Source organism: Streptomyces sp. NPDC093260, assembly GCF_040683715.1.
GTDB classification, from domain to species: domain Bacteria; phylum Actinomycetota; class Actinomycetes; order Streptomycetales; family Streptomycetaceae; genus Streptomyces; species Streptomyces sennicomposti.
In genome coordinates this window covers 78,388-94,299 of the sequence record NZ_JBFBEK010000016.1, presented here as the reverse complement: position 1 = coordinate 94,299, position 15,912 = coordinate 78,388, and the positions used below count along the sequence as shown (strand labels likewise).

14 protein-coding genes are annotated in these 15,912 nt (G+C 74.6%); 9 read left to right on the top strand and 5 right to left on the bottom strand.

Annotated features, from left to right (window positions below; all coding sequences use genetic code 11):
* The first annotated feature begins 117 nt into the window (after positions 1-117).
* Complete coding sequence (locus tag AB0N63_RS21400) at positions 118-1,374, top strand: lectin (protein WP_365530583.1); 1,257 nt, start codon at positions 118-120, stop codon at positions 1,372-1,374.
* 73 nt (positions 1,375-1,447) lie between these two features.
* On the opposite strand, the gene AB0N63_RS21395 is transcribed toward AB0N63_RS21400, so the two are convergent.
* Together AB0N63_RS21395 and AB0N63_RS21390 are read right to left on the bottom strand one after the other, a co-directional pair.
* Complete coding sequence (locus tag AB0N63_RS21395; RefSeq protein WP_365530582.1) at positions 1,448-1,684, bottom strand: hypothetical protein; 237 nt, start codon at positions 1,682-1,684, stop codon at positions 1,448-1,450.
* A 43-nt stretch (positions 1,685-1,727) separates the two neighbouring features.
* On the bottom strand, positions 1,728-2,540 hold the full coding sequence (locus tag AB0N63_RS21390; RefSeq protein WP_365530581.1) for an SDR family oxidoreductase: 813 nt from the start codon (positions 2,538-2,540) through the stop codon (positions 1,728-1,730).
* 226 nt (positions 2,541-2,766) lie between these two features.
* Here AB0N63_RS21390 and AB0N63_RS21385 point away from each other — a divergent pair, with 226 nt between their 5' ends.
* From AB0N63_RS21385 to AB0N63_RS21365, 5 genes are all read left to right on the top strand, one after another.
* Positions 2,767-3,804 carry a PHP domain-containing protein gene (locus tag AB0N63_RS21385; RefSeq protein WP_365530580.1) on the top strand — a complete coding sequence of 346 codons (1,038 nt, stop codon included), beginning with the start codon at positions 2,767-2,769 and terminating at the stop codon, positions 3,802-3,804.
* A 177-nt stretch (positions 3,805-3,981) separates the two neighbouring features.
* Positions 3,982-4,638, top strand: coding sequence for an HAD family hydrolase (locus AB0N63_RS21380; RefSeq protein ID WP_365530579.1), 657 nt, complete (start codon positions 3,982-3,984; stop codon positions 4,636-4,638).
* 367 nt (positions 4,639-5,005) lie between these two features.
* Complete coding sequence (locus tag AB0N63_RS21375; RefSeq protein ID WP_365530578.1) at positions 5,006-6,325, top strand: FUSC family protein; 1,320 nt, start codon at positions 5,006-5,008, stop codon at positions 6,323-6,325.
* A gap of 339 nt (positions 6,326-6,664) precedes the next feature.
* Positions 6,665-7,636 carry an SDR family NAD(P)-dependent oxidoreductase gene (locus AB0N63_RS21370; protein WP_365530577.1) on the top strand — a complete coding sequence of 324 codons (972 nt, stop codon included), beginning with the start codon at positions 6,665-6,667 and terminating at the stop codon, positions 7,634-7,636.
* Between the two features lie 197 nt (positions 7,637-7,833).
* A complete protein-coding gene (locus AB0N63_RS21365) occupies positions 7,834-8,862 on the top strand; it encodes an SDR family oxidoreductase (protein WP_365530576.1) in 1,029 nt (342 codons plus the stop codon).
* Positions 8,863-8,975: 113 nt separating this feature from the next.
* Here the strand turns inward: AB0N63_RS21365 and AB0N63_RS21360 are convergent, their stop codons facing one another.
* Positions 8,976-9,251 carry a hypothetical protein gene (locus tag AB0N63_RS21360; protein WP_365530575.1) on the bottom strand — a complete coding sequence of 92 codons (276 nt, stop codon included), beginning with the start codon at positions 9,249-9,251 and terminating at the stop codon, positions 8,976-8,978.
* Between the two features lie 1,052 nt (positions 9,252-10,303).
* A complete protein-coding gene (locus tag AB0N63_RS21355; RefSeq protein WP_365530574.1) occupies positions 10,304-11,590 on the bottom strand; it encodes an ROK family transcriptional regulator in 1,287 nt (428 codons plus the stop codon).
* A 265-nt stretch (positions 11,591-11,855) separates the two neighbouring features.
* Between AB0N63_RS21355 and AB0N63_RS21350 the strand changes: the two genes are divergently transcribed.
* The 3 genes from AB0N63_RS21350 to AB0N63_RS21340 all read left to right on the top strand — a co-directional run bounded on the left by AB0N63_RS21350 (position 11,856) and on the right by AB0N63_RS21340 (position 15,077).
* Complete coding sequence (locus AB0N63_RS21350; protein ID WP_365530573.1) at positions 11,856-12,350, top strand: FBP domain-containing protein; 495 nt, start codon at positions 11,856-11,858, stop codon at positions 12,348-12,350.
* Between the two features lie 75 nt (positions 12,351-12,425).
* Positions 12,426-13,667, top strand: coding sequence for an aromatic acid exporter family protein (locus AB0N63_RS21345; protein WP_365530572.1), 1,242 nt, complete (start codon positions 12,426-12,428; stop codon positions 13,665-13,667).
* Between the two features lie 204 nt (positions 13,668-13,871).
* A complete protein-coding gene (locus AB0N63_RS21340) occupies positions 13,872-15,077 on the top strand; it encodes a lactonase family protein (RefSeq protein WP_365530571.1) in 1,206 nt (401 codons plus the stop codon).
* Here the strand turns inward: AB0N63_RS21340 and AB0N63_RS21335 are convergent.
* Positions 15,045-15,770, bottom strand: coding sequence for a DUF2470 domain-containing protein (locus tag AB0N63_RS21335; protein ID WP_365530570.1), 726 nt, complete (start codon positions 15,768-15,770; stop codon positions 15,045-15,047). The genes AB0N63_RS21340 and AB0N63_RS21335 overlap by 33 nt on opposite strands.
* Positions 15,771-15,912: the final 142 nt, after the last annotated feature.

The window sequence follows — 15,912 nt, the reverse complement described above, 5'->3', positions numbered from 1 at the left end:
ACCAAGGTATTGACGACCCCTTACCTCACTCCTTAAATCAAGAGGCGACACTCTTCCCCCCATCCCCCACCACTGACGGCGCGCTCCCGCACGGGCCGCCGTTCGGAAGGGAGAGCCGTGGCACGTCCACGTGTGCTCCGCAGATGTCTCCTCGCCGCACTGTCGGCCGCCGCGCTCGTCGGCTCCGCCGCGGCCGGCACCGCGCAGGCGGACGCCTCCGCCGCCGCGGCCCCCGCCGCCGCGGCGGTGTCGACGTTCTCCGACACCTTCGACGGCCCGGCGGGCGCGGCCGTCGACTCCGGCAAGTGGCAGCTGGAGACCGGCGACAACGTCAACAACCACGAACGGCAGTACTACACCTCGGGCACCAAGAACGCCGCCCTGGACGGCCAGGGCCATCTGGTCATCACCGCCAAACGCGAGAACCCCGCCAACTACCAGTGCTGGTACGGCACCTGCCAGTACACCTCGGCGCGGCTGAACACCTCGGGGAAGTTCTCCGCGCAGTACGGGCACGTCGAGGCGCGGATGAAGATCCCGCGCGGGCAGGGCATGTGGCCGGCGTTCTGGATGCTCGGCACCGACATCGGGCAGGTCGGCTGGCCGAACTCCGGTGAGATCGACGTGATGGAGAACGTCGGTTTCGAGCCCTCCACGGTCCACGGCACCATCCACGGCCCCGGCTACTCCGGCTCGGCCGGCATCGGCGCGCCGTACTCGCTGCCGAACGGCCAGGCGTTCGCCGACGCCTTCCACACCTTCGCCGTCGACTGGGCGCCCGACTCGATCACCTGGTCGGTGGACGGCAACGTCTACCAACGCCGCACGCCCGCCGACCTCGGCGGCAGGACGTGGGTGTTCAACAAGCCGTTCTTCCTCATCCTGAACCTCGCCGTGGGCGGCTACTGGCCGGGCGACCCGGACGGCTCGACCAGCTTCCCGCAGCAGCTGGTGGTGGACTCGGTCTCGGTCACCACGAGCGACACGCCGAGCGGCGGCAAGGCCATCAGGGGGCTGGCCGGCAAGTGCGTGGACGTGGCCGCCGCCGGCACCGCCAACGGCACCGCGGTGCAGCTCTACGACTGCAACGGCACCGCCGCGCAGCAGTGGACGGTCGGCTCCGACGGCACCCTGCGGGCGCTCGGCAAGTGCCTCGACGTCAAGGACAACGGCACCGCGGACGGCTCCCAGGTCCAGCTGTGGGACTGCACCGGCGGACCGAACCAGAAGTGGGCGATCTCCTCGGCCAACGACATCGTCAACCCTCAGGCGAACAAGTGCCTGGACGTGCCGAGCGCCAACTCCGCCAACGGCACCCGGCTGCAGATCTGGACCTGCAACGGCACGGCCGCCCAGAAGTGGACGGTGGGCTGACGCCGAGCCGGGGCGGGCGTCAGCCACGCGGACCGATCCGGACCGGGTCCGCGTCGGTCCGCGTGGGCGTGGCCTAGCGTCGGCTCCAGGTGAACTTGTCGCCGCCGACCCAGCGGACCACGTCCGGGTCGTCCAGGTCGTGGACGCTGATGCCGAACGCGGCGGCGGCCTGGAGGACGTCGGTGACGGTCCGGGCCTCGCCGACGACCTCGCCGTCGATCTCCACGATGCGGAACGGCGGGGTGCCGGGCTGCACCCCGAGCACCATGATCCGCGGCTGCGAAATGTACGGGCTCGCGCTCTCGGTCATGTCATCCAGCCTAGGACGCGCCCGCCCGGAACGCCGGTCCCCGTCACGGCCGCCGCCAGTCGTCGCCGGTCATGTGCGAGCCGGCCATGGGCCCCATCCGGAGCATCCCGCCGTCCACGCTCCAGGACGCCCCGGTGACGTAGGAGGCGTCGGGGCCGGCCAGGAAGGCGATGACGGCGGCGACCTCACGGGCGTCGCCGGGCCGGCCCAGCGGCACTCCGGGACGGTGCACGGCGTGCACGTCGGTGTCCTCCTGGCCGGTCATGGGCGTGGCGATCTCGCCGGGCGCCACGGCGTTCACGGTGATGCCGTGCTCGGCCAGTTCCAGCGCCATCACCTGGGTGAGCAGGCCGAGCCCGCCCTTGGCCGCGCAGTACGGGGCGGCCCCCACCCGCGGCTGGTGCTCGTGCACCGAGGTGACGTTGACGATCCGGCCGCCGTCGCCCTGCGCGATCATCCGCCGGGCCGCCTTCTGCCCCAGCAGGAACGGCCCGGCCAGGTCCACGTCCAGCACCCGGCGCAGATCGTCCAGGCCGAGGTCGAGGTAGGGCGTGGCGGTGCCGGTGCCCGAGCAGTTGACCAGGACGTCGACGCGGCCGCCGAGCGCGTCGGCCAGCTCGTCCAGGGCGTCGGCCGCCCCGGGCAGCCGGGTGAGGTCCATCCGGGTGACCGCCGCTCGGCGTCCCTTGGAACGCACCTCCTCGGCGGTCTCCTCGGCGCCCTTCTCGTCGCTGTGCCAGGTGATGCCGATGTCCAGCCCCGCCTCGGCCAGACGGACGGCGGTGGCGCGGCCGATGCCGGAGTCGGCGCCGGTGACCACGGCCACCGGGGCGACGGCCGGAGTGGGCTCGGACATGGCGGGAACCTCCTGCGGTGCTCTGTGGCTGTGCGCCACGGCGGGTGCTCTGCGGATGCGCGCCACGACGCGTGCTCTGCGACGGCGCGCTGCGGCGGGTGCTCCACAACAAGGACGAGGCACCGCAGTACCCGGGCCCGCACCGGGCAAACCGGCGTCCCCGCCGCAACGCCTCCCGTGGGTGCGGGTCCGGGGGCGCCGGGGAACCCTGGGGGTGGAGGTGGCGATGGACCCCGTCGAGGCACTGGACCGGATCGCGTTCCTGCTGGAGCGGTCCCAGGCGCCGACCTACCGTGTGCGCGCCTTCCGCACGGCGGCCGCGGTGCTGTCCGGGCTGCCCGCCGGCGAGGTGGACGAGCGCGCCTCGGCCGGGACGCTGGAGTCGCTCAAGGGCGTCGGCCCCAAGACCGCGCAGGTGGTACGGGAGGCGCTGGCAGGGGAGGCGCCGGGGTACCTGCGGAAGCTGGAGCAGGAGGCGGAGCAGCCGCTCGTCCGGGGTGGCGAGGCTCTCCGGGCGCTGCTGCGCGGCGACTGCCATCTGCACTCCGACTGGTCCGACGGCGGCAGCCCGATCGAAGAGATGGGCCGGGCCGCGGCGGCGCTCGGGCACGAGTGGGCGGTGCTGACGGACCACTCGCCACGGTTGACCGTGGCCCGCGGGCTGTCCCCCGAACGGCTGCGCGAGCAACTGGACGTGGTGGCGGAGCTGAACGAGACGTGGGCGCCGTTCCGGCTGCTGACCGGCATCGAGTGCGACATCCTCGACGACGGCTCCCTCGACCAGGAGCCCGAGCTGCTGGAGCGGCTGGACGTGGTCGTGGTGTCGGTCCACTCCAAGCTGCGGATGGACGCCCGCTCCATGACCCGCCGCATGGTGGCCGCCGTCCGCGACCCGCACTCCGATGTGCTCGGGCACTGCACCGGGCGGCTGGTGACCGGGCGGGGGCGGCCGGAGTCCCGGTTCGACGCGGACGAGGTGTTCGCCGCGTGCGCCGGGACCGGGACGGCCCTGGAGATCAACAGCCGGCCCGAGCGCCTGGACCCGCCCCGGCCGCTGCTGCGCCGCGCGGTGGAGGCGGGGGTGCTGTTCGCCGTCGACACCGATGCCCACGCGCCGGGCCAGCTGGACTGGCAGGCGTACGGGTGCGCCCGGGCCGAGGAGTGCGGGGTGGTGGCCGAACGGGTGGTGACGACCTGGACGGCCGGCGAACTGCTGGACTGGACGCGGGAGCGGCGGACGCCGGCCCGGGCGGGGCGGGGATGAGCGGGGCGCCGCGGACATGACCCGAGCGGCGTGGGGACGACCTGGGCGGGGCGGGGGCGAGCGGCCTCCCGGAGGCCGGCGTGGTCCCGGGGAGTGGTCGTCGGCCCGGGACGGAGTGGCGGACGGCCGGTGCGGGTACCCGGAGCGGCACCGACAAGCAGTGGGAGGACTCCCGTAATGGACCGTGCCGCCGTGTTCGACGTCGACGGAACGCTCGTCGACACCAACCACCTCCATGTCGTCACCTGGTGGGAGGCCTTCCGGCAGGCGGGCCACCGGGTGCCCATGCACGCCGTCCACCGCGCGGTGGGGCTCGGATCCACCGATCTGATCGCGCACCTGCTCGGCGACGACCGCGACAAGGAGCAGGACGCGGAGCTGAGCGCCGCCCACACCGCGCTGTACGGGCAGTACTTCCAGCGACTGCCCGCGTTCGAGGACGCCGGACGGTTGCTGCGGCGGCTGCACGAGAACGAGTGGGCCGTGGTGCTCGCGACCTCGGCGAGCGGCCCCGAGCTGAGCGCCCTGCGCCGCGCCATCGACGCCGACGACGCCATCACCGCCACGGCCAGCTCCGACGACGTGGCCGAGGGCAAGCCCTCGCCCGAGCCCGTCGAGCACGCCCTGGAACTGGCCGGGGTGGACCCGGGGCGGGCGGTGTTCGTCGGCGACACGGTCTGGGACATGCGGGCCGGCAGCCGGGCCGGGGTGCGCTGTGTGGGCGTGCTGTGCGGCGGCATCCCGCGCGCCGACCTGGAGGAGGCGGGCGCCACGGCGGTGTACCGGGACCCGGCCCACCTGCTGGCCTCCCTGGCGGACGGACCGCTGGCCTGAGGGCTGGGGGAAGGATCCGGGGAGCGGGCCGCAGGACAGGGCCTGGGCACCGGTGAACGCGAGTACTTGAGGCCCGACCGCCCACCTGGTGCTGTGCCCGGGAGGGTCCACCGGCTCGCGGCACCCGGCAGGGCACCTCGCCGCGTCGTCGCCTCACCCGAGTACCTCCGGCACGTGGGCGATGCCCCGCCTTGGGATGCTCCCCCACCGCCTGAACGGCGCGGGAGGTACCCCCGTCACCGGAGGCCGCGAGCTTCCCGGCGAACCCTCCCGGTCACAGCACTGGCCGCGAAACCTGTGCCGGACGAGCGAAAAATGTGACGATGATCCCGCTTGGGGCCCCCGGGTCCCCGGATACCCGGTTCCGATGACGCGCGTACCGGAGAGCCCAGGACCCCCGTCGCCCGAGGACTCGCGGGAGGCGTCCCGCGGCCGGCCGGGCGGCCGGTGGCAGGCGCTCGTCCGGCTGCTCGGCGTCCGCCCGGTGCACGCCGTCCGCACCGAGGCCGCCCGGATCGGGCGGTCCGTCCGGGCGATCGGACGCGGCCCGGGCCGGGAGCGGGACCTGCTGGTGCAGTCGCTGAAGGCGGCCGGCGCGGCCCTGCTGGCCTGGGTCGTGGCGAAGAACCTGATGGGCGACCCGATGGCCCTGATGGCGCCGTGGGTGGCGCTGGTCCTGGTACAGGCCACGGTGTACAGCTCGCTGCGGCGGGCGGCGCAGCAGTGCACGGCGATCTGCGCGGGGACCCTGCTCGCCTCGGGCGCGGAGGCGGTCACCGGCGACACCCTGGGCGCGCTCGCGATCTGCCTGCCGCTGCTGATGCTGCTGGCGAACTGGTCGCGCTTCGGCGACCAGGGAGTCTACGGCGCCACCACGGCGGTGTTCACCCTGGCGGCGGGCAGCGTCTCGGCCGCCTCGGTCGGGCACCGGCTGGGCCAGACCCTGCTGGGCGCGGTGATCGGCGTGACCGTCAACGCACTGGTCCTGCCGCCGATCCATCTGCGAGACGTACGGGAGAACCTGGCGGCGGTGGCGCGGGAGACCGGTGACGTGCTGTGCGCGGTCGCCGGGGAGCTGAGCGACGGGGACTGGGACGCCCGCACCGCCGCCGACTGGTCCCGGCGCTCGGCCCGTCTGGAGCACCGGCTGGAGACGCTGCACTCGGCGCGCCGCTGGAGCCGGGAGAGCCTCCGGCTGATGAACGGCCCGCTGCGCGCCCTGCGCCGGGTCCCCTCCTCCGTACCGCCGGACGCGGAGGACGAGCGCTGGAGCCGGATCACCGGGTACGTCCGGGCGCTCACCCGGACGCTGGCGATCGCGGCCGACCAGGATCGGGCGCCGCAGCCACCGGACCCGGAGGTGCTGGCCACGTACGCGCGGCTGCTGGAGCTGATCGGGCAGGCCTGCCGCGCCGAGGGCGACCGGCTGCTCGGCGGGCCGGCGGACGGGCGGTCGGGGGACGAGGACACCGAGGACGGCGAGCGCACGCGCCGGGAGCTGCACCACCGGCTGGAGGAGGTGCTGCGGGAGCACGCGGGCCGGGAGGCGGCCCGGACCACGGTGCTCGGATCACTGCTGCTCCAGGCGGAGAGCCTGTGGGCGGAGGCCGTGCCGGCCGCCGTGCGGGAGTCTGTGCGGCAAGGCGCGGCGGCGGGGACCGCGTCGCGGGCGCCGGATACGGAGTGACGCGGATCACCCCGTCATCCGGCCGACGCCGGAACACGGAGGGGTGGTTCTCCGTTGAACCATCCGTGGGTGCGGATGGGACAGTGTCCCCGGGCCTCACCTATTGCCCACAGGGACGATCGTTCGGCTGAAGCCCTGTGGAGCGTCTCGCCGAGAGGCGACCGCCATGCGTACCCACACCTCGACCGCCCCGGCCGTGATTCCCCCGTCACGGCCGGGGCTTTCGCCTGTCCGCGGGCCCAGCACGTGCGCGCTGTCCGTGTGTCCGTCCCGGACACGTGCGCGCGCCGTCGGCCGGGGCTTGACTTCGAGAGCGCTCCAATTCGTAGCGTTCCGGTCATGAGCACTTCGGCACAGCACAAGATCGGTTCGGGCTTCGGCGCGACGAGCACCGCCGAGGACGTCCTGCGCGGCGTCGACCTCACCGGAAAGCTCGCCCTGGTCACGGGCGGCTACTCGGGTCTGGGGCTGGAGACCACCCGGGCGCTGGCCAAGGCCGGCGCCCGGGTGGTCGTACCGGCCCGGCGGCCGGACACCGCGCGGGTGGCGCTGGACGGCGTGGACGGCGTGGAGGTGGACGAGCTGGACCTCGGCGACCTGGACAGCGTCCACGCCTTCGCCGAGCGGTTCCTCGCCTCCGGCCGCACCCTCGACATCGTCATCGGCAACGCCGGGATCATGGCGTGCCCCGAGACCCGGGTCGGGCCCGGCTGGGAGGCGCAGTTCGCGACCAACCACCTCGGCCACTTCGCCCTTGTCAACCGGCTGTGGCCGGCCATCGAGCAGGGCGGCGCCCGGGTGGTCTCGGTCTCCTCGCGCGGTCACCAGCTCTCCGGCATCCGCTGGGACGACATCCACTGGCGGCGGGGCTACGACAAGTGGCAGGCCTACGGGCAGGCCAAGACCGCCAACGTCCTGTTCGCCGTCCGCCTCGACGCGCTGGCCCGGGAGCGCGGCGTCCGCGCCTTCGCGTTGCACCCCGGTGGCATCCTCACGCCGCTCCAGCGCCATCTGGCGCAGGACGAGATGGTCGAGCGCGGCTGGATCGACGAGAACGGCACCGTTCTCCACCCCGAGCGGTTCAAGACCCCGCAGCAGGGCGCCGCCACCCAGGTCTGGGCGGCCACCTCCCCGCAGCTGGACGGCCTCGGCGGCCTCTACCTGGAGGACTGCGACGTGGCCGAGCCGGCCGGGGAGAGCGGGCCGGGGCAGATGACCGACGGCGTGAAGCCGTGGGCCGTCGATCCCGCCGGCGCGGCCCGCCTGTGGGACCTGTCGGCGGAGCTGACCGGGGTGAACGCGTTCGCGTAGCGCCCTGAGGACGGGAAGGGCGGCGGCCGGCCGCCCGGGACGCGGAGGGTCGGCCGCCGCCGGACGGGTGGCCGCCTGCCACGAGAACGGCTGGGGGCGACCGCGAGGACCGCCCAGGGACGACCGGCATCCGGGTTGGGGCGCGGGGACCGGGTACTCGGGTCCGCGTCTCAGTCCCCGGCCGAGAGGAGCCCCAGGTGAGCAGCGCTTCGGGCAGCAGGGTCGTCGTCACGGGCGCCACCGGCAACGTCGGTACCAGCGTCGTCCGTCTGCTCTCCGAGGACCCGGAGGTCGCCTCCGTCCGGGGGCTGGCCCGCCGGATCCCGGACTGGTCGCCGCCCAGGACGGAGTGGGCGGCCGTGGACGTGTCCTCCGAGCAGGCGCCTCTTGCCGCCGAGTTCGAGGGCGCGGACGCGGTGATCCACCTCGCCTGGGCGTTCCAGCCGACGCACGATCCGGCGACGACCTGGCGCACCAACGTCCTCGGCTCCATCCGGGTCTACGAGGCGGCGGCCGCCGCCCGGGTGCCGGTGCTGGTGCACGCCTCCTCGGTCGGCGCCTACTCCCCCGGCCCCAAGGACCGGCCGGTCGACGAGTCGTGGCCGACGCACGGGTGGCCCGACGCCGCGTACACCCGGGAGAAGGCGTATCTGGAGCGGACCCTGGACACCTTCGAACGCGACCACCCGGACATCAGGGTGGTGCGGATGCGTCCGGCCTTCCTGTTCAAGGCGGAGTCGGCGAGCGAGCAGCGGCGCATCTTCGGCGGCCGGTTCCTGCCCGGGCCGCTGGCCCGGCCGGAGCTGCTGCCGTTCCTGCCGGACGTCCCCGGGCTGCGGGTCCAGGCCCTGCACACGGACGACGGCGCCCCCGCCTACCAGCTCGCGCTGCACCGCGAGGTGCGCGGGGCGTTCAACCTGGCGGCCGACCCGCCGCTGGACGCGAAGGTGCTGAGCGAGCTTCTGGGGACCCGGCCGGTACGGCTGCCGCGCGTCGCGGCGCGTTCGGCGATCGCCGCCGCCTGGGGGCTGCACCTGCTGCCGGCCTCTCCGCACCTGTTCGACGCGGTGCTCCGCCTCCCCCTGCTGGACTGCGCCCGGGCCCACACGGAGCTGGGCTGGCGGCCTCGGCGTACCGCGATCGAGGTCATCCAGGAGTTCCTGGAGGGGCTGCGGCGCGGTGAGGGCGCGGACACCGCGCCCATGCGGGGCCGCAAGGTCGGCTGAACCCGGCCCGGCCCCGGGTGGCGGCCCCGCCCGACGGGGTCGCCCCCTCCTCCGGGGGCACCGCGGCGGGCATCGCAGGGCGTACGCCAGCCGGACCGGCTCTTTCCCGTCTGTCAGCCGGACGGCTCCTCCGGTACGGGCTGCTCCTCGGACCGGATATCGCCCGAGGAGGGCGCGCCGCTGTCGCGGCCCGTGCCGGCCTCGTCGGTGTCGGGGACGTCCTCGTCGGCGCCGGGCTCGGTGCGCGCGGCCCGTGAGGCCCTGGCCATCGCGGTCCGGTCGGCGGCCTCCCAGGGGTCCTCGCCGCCCTGGGCCTGCTGGTCGGGCATGTCACGCGGGACGGGCGCACCGTTCTCGCCGGGTGCTTCACGGCGGTGGTCGTCGGTCACGGGGAACTCCCTTCGCGTCGTGGGACCCCTGCGCGTCGTGGGGCGACGCGCGGGTACCACCGCGATGACCTGCGAAACCCGCCGCCCAGGAAGGTCGGCGCCCGCCCGCCGGTGGGCTTCGTCAGCCGGGCAGCCGCAGCGCCCGCGACTGCTCCTCCAGCGGGCCGCGTCCGACGTCGTGGCGGCGCTCCGTCGAGGGTCCGGGGATGGCGGACCGGGTGGGGGCGCAGCGAAGCGGGGTCCGTCCGCGTCCCGTGGAACTGGGGCTCGCCCGGGTCGACGGCGCAGTGGTCGGCGACGCAGTCGAAGTGGACGGCGGGGCAGCGGCCGTCGGCCGCGGCCTGCGCGATCAGATCGCGGCAGCGCGACCGGAAGTCCGGCTCGGGGGCGTGCAGCAGGACCGTCAGCGCAGCCGTGGCCGCCGCCGGGCCCACGAGGGAGGCGTCCGGCCAGCCGTGCCGGCGCACGATCGTCTCCGGCGCCTCGGCGTTGTCCCGGTGGCACCGGGCGATCCGCCGTCGCCGCTCCGGGGTGGGCGCGGCGGTGGCCGCCCGCGCCAGTTCGCCTCGGGGTCCCGTACCGGGCCGGTCACGGCGTCGCTCCCGGTAAGCCGCGCCTCACGCCGCCACCGGCAGTTCTCCCTCCGGGCTCGCGTCCTGACGCTCCGTCGGTCACGTCGGTCATTCCGGGCCTCGCCTTCGAGCATCGTGCGGCGGGGCCCGCAGGGTCTCTGACGTGAGCCGGCTTGCTTGCGTCCACGCGCCGTTGATCGCCGTACGGCGTTCGCCCCCGGCACATCCCCCGGCTGATGGGATGTGGGACACGCGCGGCTCGCAACCGACGTTCGACCATCCGTGTGACCGGGGCCGGATCGGCACCCGGACCGCGACCGAACCGGGCCCGGGCGCCGGCCGGCCCGCCGGGCGGGACCACCCGCACGACACCTCCCGCCAGGCGGGTGGTCCCGCACCCTCGGGAACGTCGCCGCAGGCGCGCGGACGCGACCCGCGCGCCCCGATCCGACGCCGGACCGGGCGCGCCGCGCCCGGCGCTCACGCCCGGCGTTCCTCCAGCGCGGTCTGCCAGGCCGGCAACCGGTCCTGCAGGACGGGCTCGGCGCGCCGTCCGCCACGGGTGAAGAAGTCGGCCAGCGGCAGGATCGCCGCGCCCACGGTGACCGCGTCCGGGCCGAGCCTGCCGAGCTCCACGGTCACGTTCTCCGCGGGGTGGCGCAGTGCGTACGCGGTGGCGTGGCGGCGTACGGCGGGCAGGAAGCGGGAGCCGAGCTGCAGACCGGCCCAGCCGCCGATGAGGATGCGCTCGGGCTGGAAGAGGTTGATCAGGTCGGACAGGCCGGCGCCGAGGTACTCGGCGGTCTCCTCCAGGACGGCCAGCGCGACCGGGTCGGGGTCCGTGCCCTCGGGCGGGTAGGCGGCGGCCAGCATGGCGGTCAGCGCCGTCTCCTCGTCGGTGTCGCGAGGAGGGCGGCCGCCCTCCTCGCGCCAGCGGGCCAGCAGCGACTCCGCCCCGGCGTACGCCTCCAGGCAGCCCAGCGCGCCGCACCGGCAGCGCCGGCCCCGCACCCGCACCGTCAGGTGTCCCCACTCGACGGCCCGGCCGTGCTCCACCTCCGGGGTGACCAGGCAGGCGCCGACGCCCGAGCCGAACAGGACGACGACCGCGTTGCCCGCGCCGCGCCCGCCGCCGAACCACATCTCGGCCTGGCCGAGCGTCTTGGCGCCGTTGTCGATGAAGTAGGGGACGCTCTCGGGCAGCCGGGAGTCGGTGCGCAGCAGCGCCTCCAGCGGCACGGCGTTCCAGCCGATGGTCTGCCCGTGCACGACGGCGCCCCGGTCCGGGGTGTGCTCGACGATGCCGGGGACGCCGATGCCTACGCCGAGCAGCCGCTCGGGCGCCAGATGGGCGCAGGCCAGGACCTCGGCGATGCCGTCCCGGATGTGTCCGGTGATCACGTCCACGTCGTAGCGCTGCGGCGTCAGCGGCCGCTCGGCGCGGGCGAGCTCGGTCAGGGCCAGGTCGAACAGCTCGATTCGGACCCGGGTCTCGCCGACGTCCACGCCGATCATGTGGCCGCTGGTGGGGGCCACCCGCAGCAGGGTGCGCGGCCGGCCGCCGTCGGAGTCGACGCTGCCGGCCTCCTCGACCAGCCCGTCGGCGACCAGGTCCGCGACGACGTTGCTGATCGATCCGGAGCTGAGCCCGGTCGCCGGGCCGAGTTCGAAGCGGCTGAGGGGTCCGTCGAAGTACAGCCGCTGGAGTACGGCCGTGCGGTTGGCCCGCCTGAGATCGCGCACCGTGCGCCCGTTCCGCCCCGCCATGTGGCTCCCTTGTCCGAACCCTGCCCGACCTGCAACATACCGCCGCGAGCCACCCCGACGCGACTTATTCGACCCCTTAGTCCACGCAATAAATTAAGACGTGTCCCACTCCTGGGCCCCGTTCCGGCCCAGGATACGGAACCGCCGCGCGCCCGAGGTGACCGGTACGGCCCGAAATTCACTGGCCGCCGCCTCCAGGACCTGCCTACCCTAGCCGTGTAACTAAAAGCATTAGGCAGTTCGCCGTGTTCTTCAGGAGCCCCCGATGAGACCGCTCACCGAGCAGGACATCCGCACCTCGTTCGTCAACTGCTCGAAGGGCGAGGCCAAGCGCCTGGCCGTCCCCCGCGACCTCGGCGAACGTCCCTGGGGCGACCTGGACTTCCTCGGCTGGCGCGATCCGGGCGCGCCCGACCGCAGCCACCTGGTCACCGAGCGTGAGGGCCGGCTCATGGGCGTGGCCCTGCGCTTCCCGTCCGCGCAGCGCGGGTTCCTGCACCGCAGCATGTGCTCGCTGTGCCTGACCACGCACCCGGGCGGCGGGGTCTCCCTGATGACCGCCCGCAAGGCCGGGACCGCGGGCCGCGAGGGCAACTCGGTCGGCCTCTACATGTGCACCGATCTGGCCTGCTCGCTGTACGTGCGGGGCCGGAAGGTCCCGGAGTCCGGGCTGCGCTTCGAGGAGAGCCTGACCACGGCCGAGCAGATCGACCGGCTGCGGGCCAACCTGGCGGCGTTCCTGGACAAGCTGTACGCCTGAGGGCGGCGGCCCCGGACGGTCGCACTCGGCGCCGACCACGTTCGATGCCGCAGGGAACGGGGAACAGCGCAAGGGATGCAAGTCGTACGTGAATGGATGTCGTCCCTTGCGGGGCTGGTGCGGCGGCACCGCGATCCGGTGGTCGTCCAGGCCTTCCGGTCGACGGTGGCGGCGACGGTCGCGTATGTGTTCGCGAAGTGGCTGAGCCCCGAGCCGGCTCCGCTGACCGCCCCCCTGACCGCCCTGCTGGTCGTGCAGGTCACCCTGTTCGCGACCCTCACCACCAGTATCCGCCGGGTCAACGCGGTGGTGGCCGGCGTCATCGTGGCCATCGCCTTCTCGCTGCTGGTGGGGCTGACCTGGTGGAGCCTCGCCCTGGTGATCCTGGCGGGGCTGGCGGTCGGGCACCTGGTGCGGGTGGACGAGTTCGTGGCCGAGGTGGCGATCAGCGCGATGCTCGTGCTGGGCGTCACCACGGTCGGCAGCACCGCCTGGGCGCGGATCGTGGAGACGCTGATCGGCGCGGTGGTCGGCATGGCCTGCAACCTGCTGCTCGCTCCCCCGGTGTGGACCGAGCAGGCGGGCGAGTCGATCGAGGGCCTGGCGCGCCGGATGCGCCAGTTGATGCTGCACATGGGCGACCAGGTGACCGGCGGCACCCCGGTCGAGCAGGCCGCCGAGCGACTTCACGAGGCACGCCGGCTGGACCACGACATCGCCGACGTGGACGCGGCGCTGCGGCAGGCCGAGGACAGCCTGCGGCTGAACCCGAGGGTGCGGGAGGGCCTGCTGCACCGGGTGGTGCTGCGCACCGGCCTGGACACGCTGGAGATCTGCACGGTGGTGCTGCGGGTGCTGGCGCGCAGCCTCACCGATCTGGCCAAGGAGCGCGAGCCCGAGCCGCTGTTCTCGCCGCAGACGGGGCCCGTGGTGCAGCAGTTGCTGTGCGAGATCTCCGACGCGGTGGTCAGCTACGCGGTGCTGGTGACCACCGATGTGAGCATGAGCGCGGAGTCGGCCGAGACCCGGCTCGCCGCCGAGCTGCGGCAGGCGGCGGCCACCCGCGACAAGCTGGCGCAGCTGATGCTGGAGGAGATCCAGCGCGACGCGAGTCAGTGGCAGCTCCAGGGCGCGGTGCTGACCGAGGTGAACCGCATCATCGACGAGATGGACACCGAGCACCGCACCCAGCGACTGCTGGAGGAGCTGGACCGGCACACGCGGGCGCGTCGTGAGCGCAGGTCGCGGCTGACCCGGATCGCGGACCGGCTCGGCGCACCGGTCAAGCGGCGGCGGGGCCGGGACGACGAGCGGTAGCCCTGCGTGCGGAGCGGTGACGGACGGCCCCGGTGGGGCGTCACGACGCGGTGGACCACGGCCCCGGTGGTGTGTCGCGGTGCGGTGGGGCAGCCCCCCGCGCGTTGCGCTGTACGCGACGGCGGTTGCCGGTCTTGCCGTCCCAGAGCGGTGCGGGCCAAGGTGTGGGGCGGACCAGGACAGTCGACGACCTGAGGTGCGGGCATGGACGGTGGGGCAGGAGTGTCGCGCGGCTGGAGCAGGCGCCGGTTCGTGGGGGCGGTGACGGGGATCGCCGCGATCGCGGGCGTCCCGGCGCCGGCGGCCCCGCGGGAGGCGCCCGGCGCACCGCCGGCCCCGCAGCCGAGCGCGGCCGGCCGGGAGCCGGCGCACCGCGGGTCCGGACCGCGGCCCCTGTACCTGGGCACCTACACCTCGGTGGCGGGCGGCGGTGCGGGGATCGGGCTGGCGGCGTACGACCCGGCCTCCGGAGCCGTGACCGGTGGCGGCGCGGTGACCGGCGTGGCCGACCCCTCGTACCTCGCCGTGCATCCCGACGGGCGCACGCTGTACGCGGTGGACGAGCGCCAGGACGGCGCGGTGACCGCCGTACGGCTCGCCGACCGCACCGTGCTGGGGTCCCGGAGCACCGGCGGGGCGGGGCCGTGCCATCTGTCCGTGCATCCCGGCGGGCGCTGGCTGCTGACCGCGAACTACACATCCGGCAGCGTCGCCGTGCATCCGGTCCAGGCGTCCGGCGCGCTCGGCGAGCGCACCGATCTGGTGACGCACTCCAGCCCACCGCCCGGCCCCGGGCAGCAGGGCCCGCACGCCCACCAGATCGTCACCGCACCGGACGGCGGCCATGTCCTGGCCGTCGATCTCGGCACCGACACGGTCTACACCTACCGCCTGGACACCGGTACGGGCCGGCTGACCGAGGCGTCCCGGGCGCGGGCGCGGCCCGGCGCGGGACCGCGCCATCTCGCCTTCCACCCCGGCGGCCGGTACGCCTACCTCGCGAACGAGGTCGACGACACGGTCACGGTGTGCGCCTACGACCCGGCGAGCGGCCGGCTGACCATCGGCCAACCGCAGAGCACCGGGCCGGGCGAGGGCACGAACTATCCGGCGCAGTTCCTGGTCACGGCCGACGGCCGGTTCGCCTATCTGGCCAACCGGGGCCACAACACCCTCGCGCGCTACGCCGTGGAGGCCGCCGGGGCGCGGCTCAGGTTCCTGGACGCGGTGCCCGTGGCCGGCGACTTCCCGCGCCAGATCGCCTTCTCGCCGGACGGCGCGCTGCTGTTCGCGGCGAACCAGAAGTCGGGCACGGTCAGCGTGTTCCGCGTGGACCGCGCCGACGGCGCGCTGCGGCTGGCCGGCGAGCCCTACCCCTCACCGGTCGCCGTCTGTGCGCTGCCGCTGTAGGGCCCGGGCACAGGAGGCGCTGCCCGCCTGGGCGAGCAGGACGTGCATGCGCTCGGCGAGCTGGGAGATGTCGTCGGCCGGGGCGTGGAAGGGCAGCCGCACGTCGCCGTCGGTGCGGGCGCGTTCGACGCGCAGGGTCAGCGCGTGCCGGTCCACGGCGAGCGGCCGTACGCGCACCGCGCCGTGCAGGCTGTCGGGGCCGACCAGGCGGGTGAGCCGTTCGACCGCGTCGGGGTGGGAGTCGGCGAGATGGGTGAGCAGCCGGGCCTCGGCGGTGGCCAGGGGGTCGGGTTCGGCGGCGGCGAAGTCGCCGGGGGCGATCACGACCGCTCCGGGCGGCCGGCGCAGCACCACGCGCAGGGGCTGGAACAGGAGACTGTCGCCGGCCCGGGTGAACCGGCCGGCCAGCCTGAGCCGGGCGCGGACGCGGTCGCGCACGGGGACCGGGGCCACGTCGGCGAACTCCAGCAGGGCGGGGAGTTCGCCGCGGGGGGCGAGCAGCGCGGTGGCGGCCAGGGCGCTGTCCTCGGGGGCGCGCAGGAGCACCCGGCCGTCACCCGTCACGGAGTGCGCGCCGGTGAACTCCTCCGGGGTGCCCTCGGTGGTCACCGCGCAGGACCATGCGACCGCGAGCACCGACCTGGCCCGCTCAGCGGCGCCGGGCACCGCGGCCCATGTGTGGCTGTCACCCATCCGGAACCTCCTCATTAGGTAAGCCTTACCTAAGGTATAGGAGTCCCGCGCGGACGCCAACCACGGGGGTGGGCAGCCGGAAGCAGGACGGCGGCACCCGCACGCACGCCCGGGTGCCCGGGTGCGCGACTGCCTCCGCACC